We start from the raw sequence: 15,288 nt of genomic DNA on the forward strand, positions 1-15,288 counted from the left end.
CCCCACCCGTTCATCCCCGGCGAGTTCATCCGGGAGGGCACCAACGAGGTCTACCTCTACCTCCAGGTGGGCCGGGACAATGATCCGCGCGGCGCGGGCGTGGGGTCGCTCTACATCCAGGAAATCCAGTACAGCCCCGACACCGGCCGCAACCCCACCGGCATCGTTCCCCTGTCCTCCGACGACTTCATCATCGGGACCTGAACCCCGGCCCGACGTGGGGTTTCCCCCACAGTCTCAATGGGGTGTGCCCCCCACACCCAGCCTGTAGCACTCCCTCGCGGGTCTGCAACCCCTTGAATCTCCTAGGTTTCAATGCAGCCAAGCAGACGGATCGCCTCTTGCTAGGAGAGGGGTTGTGAAAGGAGTCACAATGACTATTGCTCGCATTGCCCCCGTGCTGGCTCTCGGCGCCTACCTGTTGCTGTCCCCCAGCATCGCGCAGGCCCAGGATCAGAGTCCGGACAACCCGGAGTGCCTCGGAGATGAGTGCGGTCGCCCCAAGGAAGAGGGTGGCGGCTGTGGCTGTGGCTGTGGTTGCTCCGTCTGGGTGGCCTACACGGACGACGGCAAGACGCTGTCGTACACGGACGACGCGGACGGCGACGGCAAGGCGGACGACAAGGACAACTGCCCGTTCTCGTCCAACCGCGACCAGACGGATGGCGACGTCGACCTCGCTGGCGACTCCTGCGACAACTGCCCGGCGGTCTCCAACACCACGCAGCTGGACACCGACGGCGACGGCGCCGGTGACGCCTGCGACGCCGACGACGACAACGACAAGAAGGCGGACGGCGAGGACAACTGCCCCTCCGTTCCCAACGAGAGCCAGGCCGACCAGGACAAGGACGGCATCGGCGACGTCTGCGACTCCGACGACGACAACGACGGCCGCGCGGACGGCGAGGACAACTGCCCGCTCGTGTCCAACCCGGACCAGGTGCTCCCCGGGGACGTCAGCCTGTGCCGCGTGGACGCGGACGGCGACAACGTCTCCGACAACCTGGACAACTGCCCGGGCCTGACCAACGTGGACCAGAAGGACACGGACGCGGACGGCATCGGTGACAAGTGCGACGTGGACGACGACAACGACTCCGTCCTCGACGCGCAGGACAACTGCGCCATCGTCGCCAACCGCGACCAGGCGAATGACGACGGCGACGAGTTCGGCGACTCCTGCGACACCCGCTACTGCGTGGTGCTCAACAAGGACGACCCGTCGGACTGCCTGGATCCGAAGGCGCCCTTCACCGTGGGCACCGGCGGCGTGCTGAACGTGGAGAAGACGGGCCTCGCGGTGCGTCCGCCGCTGTTCGCCAACCGCAACGGCGCGGCCATCGAGTACACCTGGACGGTCGTGAAGCGTCCCTCCGGCTCCACCGCGGTGGTGGAGAACCCGAAGGGCGCCGTCACCTACAGCCGCCACTGGGAGTACCAGTACGTGGACGGCAGCGTGCCCAACTTCCAGCCGGACGAGGAAGGTGAGTACGAGCTGCAGGTGTCCACGCGCCTGGCCTTCGCCGACCGCGTGTTCCCCGACCGCCGCGCCTCCGTGTCCAGCCTGTTCCTGAAGGTGGGCAATACGGATGAGGCTGGCAGTGGCTGCACGTCCCTGCCCGCGGGTGGCAGCGCCGCGGCCCTGGGCGTTGGCGTGCTCGGCCTGCTGCTGCGCCGTCGCCGGAAGGCGTAGGCTGTCGTCCCCCCCAGTGCCCGGAGGTCCGCATCGCATGCGCCGTCAGCTCGTGGTTCCGTTTCTTGCGACCGGCCTCCTGGCCCTGGGTGTGCTGTCCTGTTCCGACTCGCTCCTGGAGCCTCGCGCCCAGGAGCAGTCCCAGCTGGATGACCGGCTGACGCTCACCGGCCGGGTGTGTACGCGCCCGGCCAACCCCACCGGCTTCCCGGTGAAGGTGGTGCTCGTCGTCGACGAGTCCGGCAGCATGTGCGTGTCGGATCCTCCGGGCTCGCAGGAGGGCAGTGGCTTCTGCGAGCGCGCCGAGGTGCAGGCCATCATCCCGCCCGGCGTCACCGAGCCCGCGCGCGTGCGCGCCCTCAAGAACCTGGTGGCGGGCTTCAAGCGCATCAACGACCGCGGCCAGGGCAACATCAGCATCGCCATTGCCCCGTTCGAAACGAACGTGAAGAACACGTGGCCGCCGGCCGCCACGGGCGACCGCTTCGCGCGCCCCGGCGATATCAACGGCTACATCGAAGGTCTCCAGTCGCAGCTGGGCAAGGGCACGGACTACCAGGGCGCGCTCAGCTACGCGTACAGCATCATCGCGAGCGACATCGCGGCGGTGTCGCAGTCCACGCCGGAGCTCCTGCCGCGCACGCGCTACGTCGTCGTGTTCCTCACGGACGGCACGCCGTACCCGCGCTGCTCCGCCAACGACGCCCTGTCCGTCTACGCGGGGCCGGACAGCCCGGACCTCACCTGGCGCGACTCCATCACCAGCTTCTGCAACGCCACCAGCACCACCGACGCCATCACCGGCTTCGAGGTGGGCACCGACCGCAACCAGAACTACCAGCTCTTCAGCTACGTGCGCCGGCTGATGGAGCTGAAGACGCAGTACAACGTGGGCGACGTGCGCATGCACACGGTGCTGCTCTTCAACGAGGAGGCGGTGCGCGCCTGCGGCCCCATCTGCCAGGACATCTACGGCACCTACCCGGGCGTCCCGGAGGCGCAGTACCCGGCGGCCGCGAAGAAGATCGCTTCCTACCTGCTCAAGCGCTTCGCGGAGATGGGCAACGGCGTGTACCAGGAGTTCAGCAACACTGCGGAGATCTCCGAGCTGGGCCTGGGCGCGCTGGACTACTCGTCCTTCGCGTCCCCCAACGTGATGAAGACGCTGGTGGTGGAGCCGCTCAGCTCCACGCCGGGGGATGACGGCCGCGTGCTGGACAGCGACGGCGACGGCGTCCCGGACACGCTGGACAACAGCTTCCAGTTGAAGACGAACCCCTTCGTCACCGACAGCGACACGGACTGCCTGAGCGACGGCTTCGAGTACCGCCGCCAGGACCAGGGCTTCCGCCCGGGCAACGACCTGGACGCGCGCGGCTGCGACCCCAAGTCCCCGCTGACGCCCGCCTGCGTGTGCCGCGACACGGACGGCGACGGGCTGTCGCAGTTCGCCGAGGCCTACCTCAAGACGCGCGCGGGCATCGTGGACAGCGACGGCGACGGCGCGCCGGACGGCCTGGAGTCCAAGTACGGCCTCAACCCGCTGCAGTCGAGCGTGGCGGGCCTGGACACCGACGGTGACGGCGTCCCGGACGACGAGGAGCTGAAGGCCGGCAGCGACCCCACCCGGCGCGACCGCCCGTTCCACGACAAGTACGGCATCCAGTACGAGGTGAAGAAGGTCGAGGACACCAGCGACACGGACGGCGTCTGCTACGACTTCACCGTGTCCAACCTGCAGATGGTGACGCCGCCGGACCGCGCGGGCGTGAAGCAGGGCTACAACCTGTTCAAGGTGTGGTTCGCGGAGGCGCCGGAGAGCGGCGTCGCGACCGACTACGGCGTCTGGCGCACGGCGTGTGCCTGGGCGCAGTACGCGCCGCCCAGCGTGCGCGTGCCGCTGGGGCCGGACCTGGCGATGGAGGACGGGGACTTCAAGCGGCCGGATCAGCTGGCGGACCCGTGGAGGACGCAGGGTGAGTGCGTCGGCGTGTCGCCGACGCAGGGGAGTGCCGCGCCGTGAGCCGCACCGGACGTCTGTGGGGACTGGCCCTTCTGGGCCTGGCCGTGGTGGTGGCCTGCACCGATTCGTACCTCTACGACCCGCGCCGGGACACGGACGTCCCGGCGGACCGGGCCGTGGCGCTGGACGGACGCTTCTGCACGCTGGGCGCCAATGAAGTGCGCCGGCCCATCAAGATCATCGTGGCCATGGACGCCAGCCAGTCCATGCGCGTGAGCGACCCGGACGGCGCGCGCGCCACGGCGCTGGTGGACCTCATCGAGAGCCTCCCCCAGGACGACGAGGTCTCCATCGCGGTGATGCTGTTCGCCGGCAGCACCACGGCGTTCCTCACCCAGGACCCGGGGCCTCCGCCGGAGGACGGCTTCGTGCAGCTGTCGCTGCTGGACGCCACCGCCCGCGCGAAGCTCACCGAACAGCTGCTCACCTTCCGCAACACCGACACCTCTCCGAACCGGGACTCGACGGACTTCGTCAAGCCGCTGTCGGACATCTACGCGCTCATCAACACGGACATCGCGCGGGCGCGGCTGCAGCCCAACGGCAACGAGGCGCTGGCGCAGGCGCGCTACTCGGTCATCTTCCTGTCGGACGGCAAGCCCACGAACAACCAGGACGACGAGCTCATCCGTGGCGACGCGGTGGTGCGCATCCGCCAGCTGCGCGACCTGGTGGAGGACGTGCGCTTCAACACCGTGCACGTCTTCAACCCCACGCAGCCCGTGCCTTCGGTGTGCGACCTGGTGGCGGAGGACGGCGGCTTCGGGGACGGCGGCTGCCCGCTGCTCATCATCAACCAGAACGCGGACCGCCTGGAGAAGATGGCGTCGCTCGGCGGCGGCAACTTCCGCGACTTCCGCAACAACGAGCCCATCAACTTCCTCAACTTCCAGTTCGGCCAGGTGCGCCGCGCCTTCGTGCTCAAGGAGGTCGTCGCCTCCAACTTCTCCGCGCCCACCGGCAGCCCGCTGAACGAGGCGGACACCGACGGCGACGGGCTCACCGACGCGCGCGAGGCGGAGCTGCGCACGAACCCCAACCTGCGCGACACCGACACCGACGGCTTCAGCGACGGCGTGGAGGTCTACTTCCGCGACCGCGGCGTGCAGTTCGACCCCAACCAGCGCCCGCTGCCGGACGGCGGCGGCCTGGACAAGGGCTGCCCGCCCGCGCTGCGCGGCGCGGACACCGACTGTGACGGCCTGCTGGACTGCGACGAGCAGTTCATCGGCACCAACGCCACGCTGCAGGACAGCGACAGCGACGGCGTGCCGGACGGCATGGAGTGGCGGGGCGGCACCCAGGGCGCGAGCAACGACCTGGACGAGGACCCCGACACCGACGGCCTGACCAACCGCAGCGAGGCGCGCATGCACACGCGGCCGCTGGAGGTGGACACCGCGAACCTAGCCGCGGACGCGTACCGCTACAGCCTGGAGGCGGACGGCCCCGTGGATGCGCAAGGGCGCCAGTGCTACCGCTTCCGCGTGGACAACGTGCTGCTCGCGCCGACGCTGCCCCTCATCGCGGATGGCGGCGTGGACGGCGGAGTGGACGCCGGCACGGTGCAGCGCGGCGCGGGCTACAACGACATCTACCTCTCCGTGTCCATGCTGCCCGCGGATGACACCGCCGCGCGCACGCTGGTGCGCACCTTCCGCGTGGACTCCGTGCGCTACCCGGTGGGCGGCATCAAGTCGCCCCCGGATGGCATCATCCGCGTGAACCCCGAGGACTTCGTGGACGGCTGCCCCGGCGTCCCGACCCTCGCGCCCGTCCCCTGAAATGCTGAAGCCTCCCGAGTCCCCCATGCGCCTCCGCACCCGACTGCTCCCGCTCGCGCTCCTCCTGCTGGCCGCCTGTTCCTCGGACGGAGACGACACGCCGGATGCCGGCCCCGTCGTCGTGGAGGACCTGTGCAACAACCGCGAAGAGGCGCTGACGAACGCCGACTGCGAGCTGAAGCCCGGCGTGGCGGTGGAGCGCTTCCTGGCGCTCGCCGGTGAGGTGAAGGCGGGGGACGAGGACTGGTACAGCATCCGCATCCCCGCCAACGCCAACGCGCGCACGCTGGTGCACATCACCGGCGCGTACCTGTCCGCCAGCACGCCGGTGAACCTGTCCGTCTCCGTGCAGGAGAAGGACAAGAACACCGCGCTGGTGGCGAAGTCGGATCAGCACGGCTCCGGCGCGCCGAAGCCCATCGACATCGTGCTGCCGTACGGCACCCCGGACACGCAGCTCATCGTGGTGGTGCGCGACGCGCCGACGAACCCCGCGCGCCCCGCGTTCGACGCGCGCAACCCGTACCGGCTGATGGTGGAGCTGCTGGAGAACCCGGACACCAACGAGCCCAACGACGTGACACCCACGGCCATCGCGCTCACCGCGCAGGGCGCCGCGCAGGTGGGCACCGCGAAGGGCTACCTGGCCACGGATGGCGACGTGGACCGCTTCAGCTTCCCGCTGACGGCGGGGAAGATCGCCTACGTGAAGGTCACCGCGCCGGACCAGGACTTCGCGCCCAACTACCGCCTGTCCTATGAGCTGCTGCGGCCCAACGGCACCGAGAAGGAGTCGGAGGGCAACGTGCTGCCCAAGGTGCACCCGGGCGTGCTGGCCACCGCGCGCAAGGTGAAGGTGGCGGGGACGTGGACGCTGGTGGTGAAGGGCTACCGCGGGGCCAACGAGCCCGTGCCCTCGGGCGACCTGCGCCAGCCCTACGATGTGGAGGTGCGCGTCCTCGACGAGGCGGACTCGCATGACCAGTCCAGCGACAACGACACCTACGCCAAGGCGTTCGCGGACGACTTCGCGGGGGCTCCGGGCACGTCCAAGTCCTTCACCGGCCGGCTGGGCTACGTGTCGGACCGCGACTGGTTCACCGCGCGCCTGCCCGCGTACAGCAAGCCCAGCGTGCTGCGCTACCGGCTGGTGCCGCTGGGCACCGGGGGCCGCTTCGAGCCGCTGCCCCTGCCGCTGGGTCAGCTCGCGGACCGGCAGGTGCTGGTCTTCACCACCGTCAGCACGTCGGTCACCGCCGAGAATCGCGCCTCCTGCTCCAGCAGCCCCGCCGTGTGCCCCCGCGATGCGCGCGAGCACCCCGAAGCGCCGTCGCTGGTGCAGACCTACTGCAACAACCCGGAGGCGGTGCTGTGCCTCCAGTCCCTGCGTGAGGAGAGCGACCCGGCGCGCTTCCCCAACCTGGGCAACTTCCAGGGCGCGCTGCTGGTGCCGCCGCACGCCGCGAGCGCGACGTACCACTTCGTGGTGCAGGACGACGGCACCAACTGGGCGGACGACCGCGACTACCGGCTGGACGTGAGCTGGGAGGACGATGACGCGGAGGAGGCCGGCGCCTACAGCGGGGCCACGGAGCAGGAGCGTGCCCGGACGCTCAACGGAGTGGGCGCGGGCAACCTGCCCGTGGGCAACGCCAGCTTCGAGTCCAAGGGCCAGCTGTCCTACGGCCACGGCCGGCTGCGCGGCAACGACCGCGCCACGGGCCTGGGCGTGCGCGGCCCCACGGACTACGACGCGGTGTCGTCCGACACGGACACGTACGATTACACGCTCCCCAGCCGGACCGCGCCGGAGGACGCCGCGTGGCTGGTGCAGTGGGAGGTGGACAACCTGCCCGACGGCGGCACCCCGCATGGGCTGGCGCTGGACCTGACCTTCTGCGACGGCACCCCCACGACGGATGGCGGTACGGGCTGCACGCCGGTGAGCACCACCAGCACGGGCGGGGCGCTGACGCTGGCGTACAGCTCGTCGGTGATGCGCGCGTGGCACACCAGCGCGAGCACGCCCCTGAGCAGCTACCAGGCGCTGTACCAGTTGGAGAAGACGGCCGGCACCACGCGCGTCACGGTGGCCCCGTACGCGTGCGCCTGCCTGGAGCGGCGCTTCATCAAGGGCGGCACGCTCAAGGTGGCGGTGAGCGCCACCGAGCGCAGCGACTACAGCCGGGTGGGCTACACGCTGCGCACCGGCTGGGGCGACTACCCGCGCGGCTTCACGGCGCCGGATGGTGGCAGCCCCACCCAGTGCCCGGCGCCCATCGGGGCGACGGACGGCGGCAGCGGGTATACGGGCGGCTGCCAGTTCACCCAGTAGCGGGCCCCCAGCGGGGCCCCCCAAGGGGGGCTCCCAGTCGGCGGCGGGGCTTCAACGCTCCGCCGCCTCCCAGCACCCGCGACAACGACTACGGCGCGATGCCCTTGCCCTTGAGCGTGAGCTCGCGCGTGTCACCGTTGGCGGCGTTGGACTTGATGGTGAGCTTGCCCTCGAAGTCCTTGGCGGCGTTGGGCTTGAAGGCGACCTCGACGAAGGTGCGCGCGTAGGTCTCCAGCTTCATGGGGCCCGTCTCCGGCCAGCCCTCCGGACGCTTCATGGTGAAGACGGTGGGGCCGGACAGGGTGATCTCATTGAGCTCCAGCGTCTGGATGCCGCGGTTCTCGATGTAGAGCGTGTTGAAGGTCGTCGCGCCGACGTAGGTGCCGGCGGCGAACTCGGTGTCGAAGAGCAGCTCGGTGCGGTCGACGAGCAGCTGGGGCGTCTCCGGCAGCTCCTCCCCCCCCTCGTCTCCGCAGCCCGCGAGGGCGATGATGGTGAGGGGCAGCCAAAGGTTGCGCAGGCGCATGGACATCCACTCCTCGGTGAGGTTGGTCAGAATGTTTGGTGTTGTAACACGGAGTGCCCGGGTGTTGACGGGCGCGGTGCTGCTGATTGCGATGGTCGGTTGCGGCGGCTCGCGCGATGACTTCATCGGCGCGCGCGTGCAGGACGTGTGCAATGCGTCCTGGCCCGTGTGCAGCCAGTTCGCCGGCTGCATCCTCGGACCGGAGAGCTACTCCGACGGCCGCTTCCCCGGCCACGGACAGCTGCTCGTCCAGGTGAAGGAGGCGTCCACCATCAAGGTGAGCTTCTACCTGGAGGAGGTGCGGGCCGCGGGCGAGGAGACCTCCGTCACCGTGCACGAGGAGGGCTGCCGCGCGCGTCAGCGGCAGGCGTCCACGGGCCGCGCGGCGTTGGACCAGATGGAGAAGTTCGGCGAGTTCACCCGCGAGGTGGACGTCACCGGCGTGGGGGACCACCTGGTGGAGTTCGACTCCGACATGCAGGCGCTCTACGTGGTGAAGGTGGACGTGACGCCGCTGCGCATCCAGTAGCGGTAGCGGCGCGCGCCGTCCCTCAGCCCTTGAGCGTGCGCACCAGATGGTCCGCCACGCGGAAGCTGTTGGCCGCGATGGTGAGGGTGGAGGGCACGCTGCCGCCGGAGGGCATGAAGCTGCCGTCCACCACGTAGAGGTTGGGCACCTCGTGGGCGCGGCAGTGCTTGTCCAGCACGGAGGTGGCCGCGTCGTCGCCGAAGCGGCAGGTGCCGTGCTGGAGGATGGTCGTCTCGCCCTGGGTGCCCACGCGCTCCACGTGGTCGGGGTCCAGGCGCAAGAGCACCTCCTCCCCGCGCTCGACAAGGAAGCGCGTGGCGGCGTAGTCCGCCGGGTGGCGGTCCAGCGTGATGGCGGCCACGGGGATGCCGTACTTGTCCTTCACCCCGGGCTCCACCGTGACGGAGGTGCCGGGCGTGGGGAGGAACTCCGCGTAGACCTCGAACTCGAGGATGCGCGAGTCGCGGTACGCGCGCATCCGGTCCTTCAGCTCCTTGCCGAACACGCCCGTCTTGCCGGAGCCCGCCAGGCCCACCGCCGCGAAGATGGGGTTGGGGTGGGACCACATGAAGCCCAGCGTGCCGCCCTTGCGGAAGCCGTGGCGCGCGTCCGGCATCAGGTAGAAGTCCTGGACGCTGCGGTTGACGAAGGGCGCGGGGTCCGTGAGCCACGGCCGCGCGTCCTTCTGCTTGGACGTGCGGAAGATGGCGCGCGAGCCGCCGAAGGAGCTGAACAGCAGGTTCTTGCCCACGAGCCCGCTGCCGTTGGCGAGCCCCTGGGGGAAGCGGCTGGAGGTGGAGTTGAGCAGCAGGCGCGCGCTCTCCACCGCGGTGGCGGAGACGATGATGATCTTCGCGGGCTGCTCCTGCGCGACGCCGTCCGCGTCCAGGTACACCACGCTCTTCGCGCGGCCCTGGCGGTCCACCTCCACGGAGCGCGCCATGCTGCCGGGGCGCAGCTCCACGTTGCCGGTGGCGAGCGCGGCGGGGATGAGGCTGGCGTTGGTGCCGCTCTTGGCGCCCGTCTCGCAGCCGTAGCTGCCGCACAGCGCGCAGTACGCGCACGAGGCCCGGCCCTTGTAGGGCTTGCTGAGGATGCCGCGCGCGGTGGGCGTCGCGTGCCAGCCGAGCGCCGAGCACGCCTTGTCGATTTCGTTGGCGACCGGGTGCACGTCCAGCGGCGGCAGCGGGTAGGGGCCGCTTCGGGGCTCCGCGAAGGGGTGGGGGACGGCCTGGCCGGACACGCCCATCTCCGCCTCGGCCTTGTCGTAGAAGGGCGCCAGCTCCTCGTAGGAGATGGGCCAGTCCGCCACGGTGGTGCCGGGGACGGCGCCCAGCGTGGAGCGCAGGCGGAAGTCCACCGGCTTGAGGCGGTAGAAGAAGCCGCTCATGTGCACGGTGCCGCCGCCCACGCAGTTGGCGGTCCACGCGACGTTGCTGCGCTCGTAGCGGGCCTTGGCGCCGTGGCGCACCAGGTGCGGCTCCTCCCACGGCAGCGGCATGAAGAAGTTGCGGCGGCTGTTGAGGATCTCGTCGTGGACGAAGTCCTTGGCCTGGTAGTGCCGGCCCTTCTCCAGCACCACGACCTTGAAGCCCGCGCGGCCCAGCTCCAGCGCGAGCGGCGCGCCGCCCGCGCCACTGCCGATGATGCAGACGTCCACCTGTGCGTGGCTCACTTGTGGGCTCCGCACTCGCGCAGGCACTTGGGGCCGTCGTAGCCCTCCGGAGGCGCCATGGCGATGGTGCCCACCGTGTCGAAGCCCATGAGCCGCCAGCCCACCCGGCCCTTGTTGCCGCCATAGGACGGGTCGCCCAGGAAGCCCTCCAGGCTGAGCGTCATCAGCAGCTCGAAGAAGTGCGCCTCGCCGCTGCCGGCGGGGCTGTCCTTGAAGATGGCGAGCAGCTCGTCCTGCTGGGCGGGTTCGGCCTGGGCGAAGCTCTTCTTGAACATGCTCTGCGCGCGGCGCTCCAGGGCGGCCAGGCCCTGGAGGAAGTCGCGGTGCATGGCCTCCAGCCCCTGCGTCTCCAGGATGCGGTCGATGTAGAGCGCCACGTCCGCGTCCTGGGCGCCGGGGTCCTCGTCGCGCGGGAGCAGGCGTTCGGTGGCCGCGGCGACGACGGCGTACTCGAAGGCGGAGAAGGTGCGCAGGGGCTGGCCGCTGGCGGTGGCTCCGGTGGGCTCCGTGGGTTTCTTCGCCGCTTCCGGCTCCTTGGAGCGCTTGCAGGCGGCGCCTCCCAGCAGCACCACGCCACCGCCGAAGAAGGTGAGCCGCTGGATGAAGGTGCGCCGGGACAACCGGGGGGGAAGAGAACGCGCGCGAGCCATGTCCCCAAGCCTAACCCAAGGCACGCGGCTGGCGTAGGATGGCGCGCTCAACCAGGCCGACTTCGACCAAGGAGAAGAACCCGATGAAACGGCACGCGTGGCTACTCGGTGCGGCGCTCGCGCTGGGATGTGGCGGCGGCAAGCCGGCCAATCCCGACGCGGGGACGAACCCCCAGACGGATGCGGGCCCGACGGAGACGCCGTTCGCCCGGCTGGTGGTGGACACGGGACCGAGCGAGCTGCACTCCCTCTCCTCCATCGCGATGGCGGTGGGCCCCGAGGACCGCATCGGCATCGCGTACTTCGTGAAGGTGAACGACAAGGACTTCGAGCTGCGCTACCGCGAGGTGACGGGCGGCCAGGTGCAGCCGACCGGGGAGAAGGTCGCCACCGTGCAGCGGGTGTACGGCGTCTCGCTGGCGTTTGGCGCGAACGGGCAGCCCGCGGTGAGCTACCTGGGCGGCGGCAGCGACCAGTCCATCTTCTGGTTCCAGAGCGACCTGGCGGTGTCCTATCGCAGCGCGAACGGAACGTGGACGGAGAGCGTCCCGGTGAAGCGCGGTGACGAGGCGCTCGCGGGCAACCCGGTGAGCGACACCGGCTACCTCGTGGGCATCAACCCCACGCTCGTCTTCAGCGGCAGCCAGGCGCTCGTCGCCTACCGCGACTGCCACAACGGCCAGAGCCCCCAGCAGGACTGGGCGGGCAGTGACGTGGAGATGGCCCAGGGCGGCCCCACGACGTGGCAGCGCAGCGTGGTGGCCGCGGGCGGCGACGTGAAGGGCGCGTATGGCGGACGCCTCCAGATGGTGATGGCGGACGGACAGCCGGCGCTGGTGTTCGACCAGTCCTTCGGGGCGGCGGACGCTCCGGGACAGAACGTGTACTTCCAGCGCCGCAACGCGAACGGCACCACCTGGACGCCGCCGGTGCAGGTGCAGACGGTGGGCAACACGATGCTGGGCGCGTCGCTGGCGCATGACGCCACGGTGGGCTTCGGCATCGCGGTGGTGGACCGCAACACCGACAAGCTCACCTTCACGAGCTGCGCGGGCACGACGGGGACGCGGTGCGCGTCGGCCCAGGACTGGACGCTGCCGGATCCCGTCTACCAGTCGGGCTCCGGAGGCTGGTACCCGTCGCTGGCGTTCGACCCGACGTCGCACGACCCGTCCATCGCGTTCCAGATCTGCTCGCTGGAGTCCGGGCGCAACGAGGGAAGCTGCTCGCCGTCGGACGACGCGCTCGTCATCGCGACGCGCGTGGAAGGCCAGTGGCGCGAGACGACGGTGGACTTCGACGGAGGCTGGTCGCCGAAGCTGGCGTTCCTGTCCAACGGCAAGCGCGTGGTGCTCTACCGGTCGGGCGCCACCAAGGCCCTGACGCTGGCGGTGGAGCGGTGAGCCACGTGGGACGCGCCCTGGCGGCGCTGGGACTCGCGGGGCTGGTGTGCGGCGCGGGCGTCATGGGCTGCCGGGGGGACAACGAGCTGTCCGGCAGCGTGTCGGAGCTGTTCCCCATCACCGACGTGTCGCGGGTGGAGGTGCGCCGCAACCCCGAAGCGCTCCAGGTCAGCTACTTCCGCAACAACGGCCTGGACGTGGACCTCATCGCGCGGCTCACCGTGGACACCGAAGGCGTGGACCTGAAGCCGGGTACGAAGGTGCAACTGGGTGGCACCACGCCCTCCGGCCGCGACCGCGCGTCGGTGGTGCACGTGGCCGCCGGCGAGCCCGCGCGCGCCTTCACGGTGGTGGAGCGCGGCGACCTGGTGCTGGACGAGGGCGGCAACCCGGACGAGCCCACGCGCGGCGACTTCTCCCTGTCGTTCCGCAAGGGCGACGGGTACGGCGCGGGCCGCAGCCTGGAGGGGACGTTCTCCGCCACCGCGCTCGACGCGGGCTTCGGTCCGGACCTGGGCGACGTCGTGCGCCCCGACGCTGGACCCTGAGAATCGAAAGGGGCTTCCGGGCGGACGACGCACCGGAAGCCCCTCGTCGTCAGGCGTTGGGAATCAGGGCGCGCAGGTGTTGAGCGCCAGGCCCTGGGTGAGCTGGCCCTGGTGCGTGGCGAATTGCGCGAGCGCCGGGGCGCCCCCGTCCAGGAAGAGCTGGCGCGCGGTGTCCACCGCGTCCCGTGCGTGCACGGTCATCGTGGTCCCGGAGGCGTCCGTCACCTTCACGGCGCCGTCCGCCTGGCCCTGCGCGCGGATGAGCAGGGCGCCCGCTTCGTCGCGCGCGACCATGCCGTCTTCCAGCGGCTCGAAGTAGCGCACCAGCGGGGCCTGGCCTTCGCGCTGCAACTCCAGCCGCATCACGCCGGACTCCACGTCGCGCGTCATCTTCAGCGTGTCGGTGGGGCTGAGCTTCACGATGCGCGTGTTGGAGTCTTCGCCCTCCACGCTGCTCACCGGGTTGCTGCCCGTCCAGAACTCGATGCTGTTGACGACGATCGCGTCCACGAACGCTCCGATTTCGTAGACGGGGACGACGACGAAGACGAGGAACACGAGCCACTGGACGAACTTGTTCCCAGAGATGCCCTTGTTGAACTGCCAGATCTTCTGCGTGAGCTTGAACGAGCCGAAGCAGCCCGTCGCATGCATCATCAGGACACCCGCGCACAGCACGCCGAGCCAGCGGGACGGACGCATCTTCATGGAACCTCCAGGGGGTAGGGGAGCGCGAAAGCGGCGCCACCATGCCACGGAAGGTCAGTCCGCCTCGCTCTGGACGAGCCCGTACTTGTGCAGCAGCGAGTAGAGGTGCTTGCGATCCAACTCCGCTTCGCGCGCGGCGCGGGCGATGTTCCCCCGGGCGCGGCCCAGCAGGCGCGTGAGGTACTCGCGCTCGAAGGCGCGCACCAACTCGTCCTTGCAGACCTTGAAGGGCCCGGTGAACTCCACCGGCAGGAAGTCGCCCGCGGGCGTGGGCACGTCGCGGGTGAACTCGCGCAGGAGGTTGTCCGACGTGAGGCCCGGGATGTCCACCATGTGCCGGGCACGCTCCAGGGCGTTGCGCAATTCGCGCACGTTGCCCGGCCAGGTGTGCCCCATGAACTGCTCTTGGATCTTCTCCGGCAGCCGGGGCCACAGGCCCTCGCCCGCGAAGGCCTCCACGAGCAGCGGGATGTCCTCCTTGCGGTCGCGCAGGGGCGGCAGGCTGACGGTGAAGACAGACAGGCGGAAGTAGAGGTCCTCGCGGAAGCGGCCCGCCTGCGTCTCCGACCAGAGGTCCTTCTTGCTGGCGACGACGATGCGCGCGTCGAAGGAGATGGCCGAGGAGGAGCCCAGGCGGCGGAACTCGCGGTCCTCGATGGCGCGCAGCAGCTTGGGCTGCAGATCCAGGGCCAGGTCGTCGATTTCGTCCAGGAACAGCGTGCCGCCGTGCGCGCGCTCCAGGCAGCCGATGCGCTGGGACACCGCGCCGGTGAAGGCGCCCTTCTCGTGGCCGAACAGCTCGCTCTCGATGAGGGAGTCCGACACGCTGGCGCAGTCGAACACCACGAGCGGGCCCGCCGTGCGGGGGCTCAGCTTGTGGATGGCCTTGGCGCCCGCGCCCTTGCCGGAGCCCGTCTCACCGACGAGCAGCACGGTGGAGTCCGTGGGCGCGATGCGCTGGAGCAGCGCGAAGATCTGCCGCATGGGCACGCTGCGGCCCACGAGGTCGCCCAGCCGGTCCTCCACGGTGGGCTCCACCTGCACGGGCGCCATCTGCGGGCTGAAGCGCAGGCGCACGTCGCCCACCTCCAGCAGGGCGCCGGGGCGCAGGTAGGCCTCGCGCACCTGGGCGCCGTCCAGGAAGGTGCCGTTGGTGGAGCCCAGGTCCTGCACGAGGAAGCGGTCCCCCTGACGGCGCACCACCAGGTGGTTGCGGCTGACGGTGGGGTGGTCGATGACGACGTCGTTGTCGTTCGACTTGCCGACGCGCAGGTCCTCGGTGGCGAGCGGATAGACGGTGCCCGCGCGCTCGGTGTCCAGCAGCACCAGGTGGAAGCGCTGCGCGGACAGTGGTTCCCCCTGCGCCCGCGCGGCGACGACGGTGTGCGTGGGAATGGGGGCGGGGGGGAAG

The 15,288-nt window shown here is 70.2% G+C and carries 12 protein-coding genes and 1 pseudogene; 8 read left to right on the plus strand and 5 right to left on the minus strand.

Annotation, left to right across the window (positions count from 1 at the left end; all coding sequences use genetic code 11):
• From D7V97_RS26380 to D7V97_RS26400, 5 genes and pseudogenes are all read left to right on the plus strand, one after another.
• A pseudogene (locus D7V97_RS26380) lies at positions 1 to 204 on the plus strand (calcium-binding protein); the annotation flags it as partial.
• 169 nt (positions 205 to 373) lie between these two features.
• A complete protein-coding gene (locus tag D7V97_RS26385) occupies positions 374 to 1,696 on the plus strand; it encodes a thrombospondin type 3 repeat-containing protein (RefSeq protein WP_120613402.1) in 1,323 nt (440 codons plus the stop codon).
• A 37-nt stretch (positions 1,697 to 1,733) separates the two neighbouring features.
• Complete coding sequence (locus D7V97_RS26390; RefSeq protein WP_120613403.1) at positions 1,734 to 3,719, plus strand: vWA domain-containing protein; 1,986 nt, start codon at positions 1,734 to 1,736, stop codon at positions 3,717 to 3,719.
• Positions 3,716 to 5,503, plus strand: a complete 1,788-nt coding sequence (locus D7V97_RS26395) for a vWA domain-containing protein (RefSeq protein ID WP_120613411.1) — start codon at positions 3,716 to 3,718, stop codon at positions 5,501 to 5,503. Before D7V97_RS26390 ends, D7V97_RS26395 begins: the two co-directional genes overlap by 4 nt.
• A 25-nt stretch (positions 5,504 to 5,528) precedes the next feature.
• A complete protein-coding gene (locus D7V97_RS26400) occupies positions 5,529 to 7,838 on the plus strand; it encodes a hypothetical protein (protein ID WP_120613404.1) in 2,310 nt (769 codons plus the stop codon).
• Between the two features lie 88 nt (positions 7,839 to 7,926).
• Here the strand turns inward: D7V97_RS26400 and D7V97_RS26405 are convergent, their stop codons facing one another.
• A complete protein-coding gene (locus D7V97_RS26405; RefSeq protein ID WP_199728941.1) occupies positions 7,927 to 8,364 on the minus strand; it encodes a hypothetical protein in 438 nt (145 codons plus the stop codon).
• Between the two features lie 61 nt (positions 8,365 to 8,425).
• Here D7V97_RS26405 and D7V97_RS26410 point away from each other — a divergent pair, with 61 nt between their 5' ends.
• Positions 8,426 to 8,893, plus strand: a complete 468-nt coding sequence (locus D7V97_RS26410) for a hypothetical protein (protein WP_233583218.1) — start codon at positions 8,426 to 8,428, stop codon at positions 8,891 to 8,893.
• 22 nt (positions 8,894 to 8,915) lie between these two features.
• Here the strand turns inward: D7V97_RS26410 and D7V97_RS26415 are convergent, their stop codons facing one another.
• Entirely contained in the window at positions 8,916 to 10,568 is a 1,653-nt protein-coding gene (locus D7V97_RS26415; RefSeq protein ID WP_120613406.1) for a GMC family oxidoreductase, read from the minus strand.
• Positions 10,565 to 11,218 (minus strand): gluconate 2-dehydrogenase subunit 3 family protein, encoded by a 654-nt coding sequence (locus D7V97_RS26420; RefSeq protein ID WP_120613407.1) that lies wholly within the window; start codon positions 11,216 to 11,218, stop codon positions 10,565 to 10,567. Before D7V97_RS26420 ends, D7V97_RS26415 begins: the two co-directional genes overlap by 4 nt.
• Before the next feature lie 83 nt (positions 11,219 to 11,301).
• On the opposite strand from D7V97_RS26420, the gene D7V97_RS26425 reads away from it, so the two are divergent.
• Together D7V97_RS26425 and D7V97_RS26430 are read left to right on the plus strand one after the other, a co-directional pair.
• A complete protein-coding gene (locus D7V97_RS26425) occupies positions 11,302 to 12,621 on the plus strand; it encodes a hypothetical protein (RefSeq protein ID WP_120613408.1) in 1,320 nt (439 codons plus the stop codon).
• Between the two features lie 5 nt (positions 12,622 to 12,626).
• Complete coding sequence (locus tag D7V97_RS26430) at positions 12,627 to 13,169, plus strand: hypothetical protein (protein ID WP_233583219.1); 543 nt, start codon at positions 12,627 to 12,629, stop codon at positions 13,167 to 13,169.
• Between the two features lie 63 nt (positions 13,170 to 13,232).
• On the opposite strand, the gene D7V97_RS26435 is transcribed toward D7V97_RS26430, so the two are convergent.
• Together D7V97_RS26435 and D7V97_RS26440 are read right to left on the minus strand one after the other, a co-directional pair.
• The gene (locus tag D7V97_RS26435) at positions 13,233 to 13,877 is read right to left on the minus strand and encodes a DUF3332 domain-containing protein (RefSeq protein ID WP_120613410.1); all 645 of its coding nucleotides are present in this window, start codon (positions 13,875 to 13,877) and stop codon (positions 13,233 to 13,235) included.
• Between the two features lie 54 nt (positions 13,878 to 13,931).
• On the minus strand, positions 13,932 to 15,288 hold a 1,357-nt coding region (locus D7V97_RS26440), incomplete at its 5' end, for a sigma 54-interacting transcriptional regulator (protein WP_233583221.1).

The organism is Corallococcus sp. CA053C, assembly GCF_003611675.1.
Classification (GTDB): Bacteria; Myxococcota; Myxococcia; order Myxococcales; family Myxococcaceae; genus Corallococcus.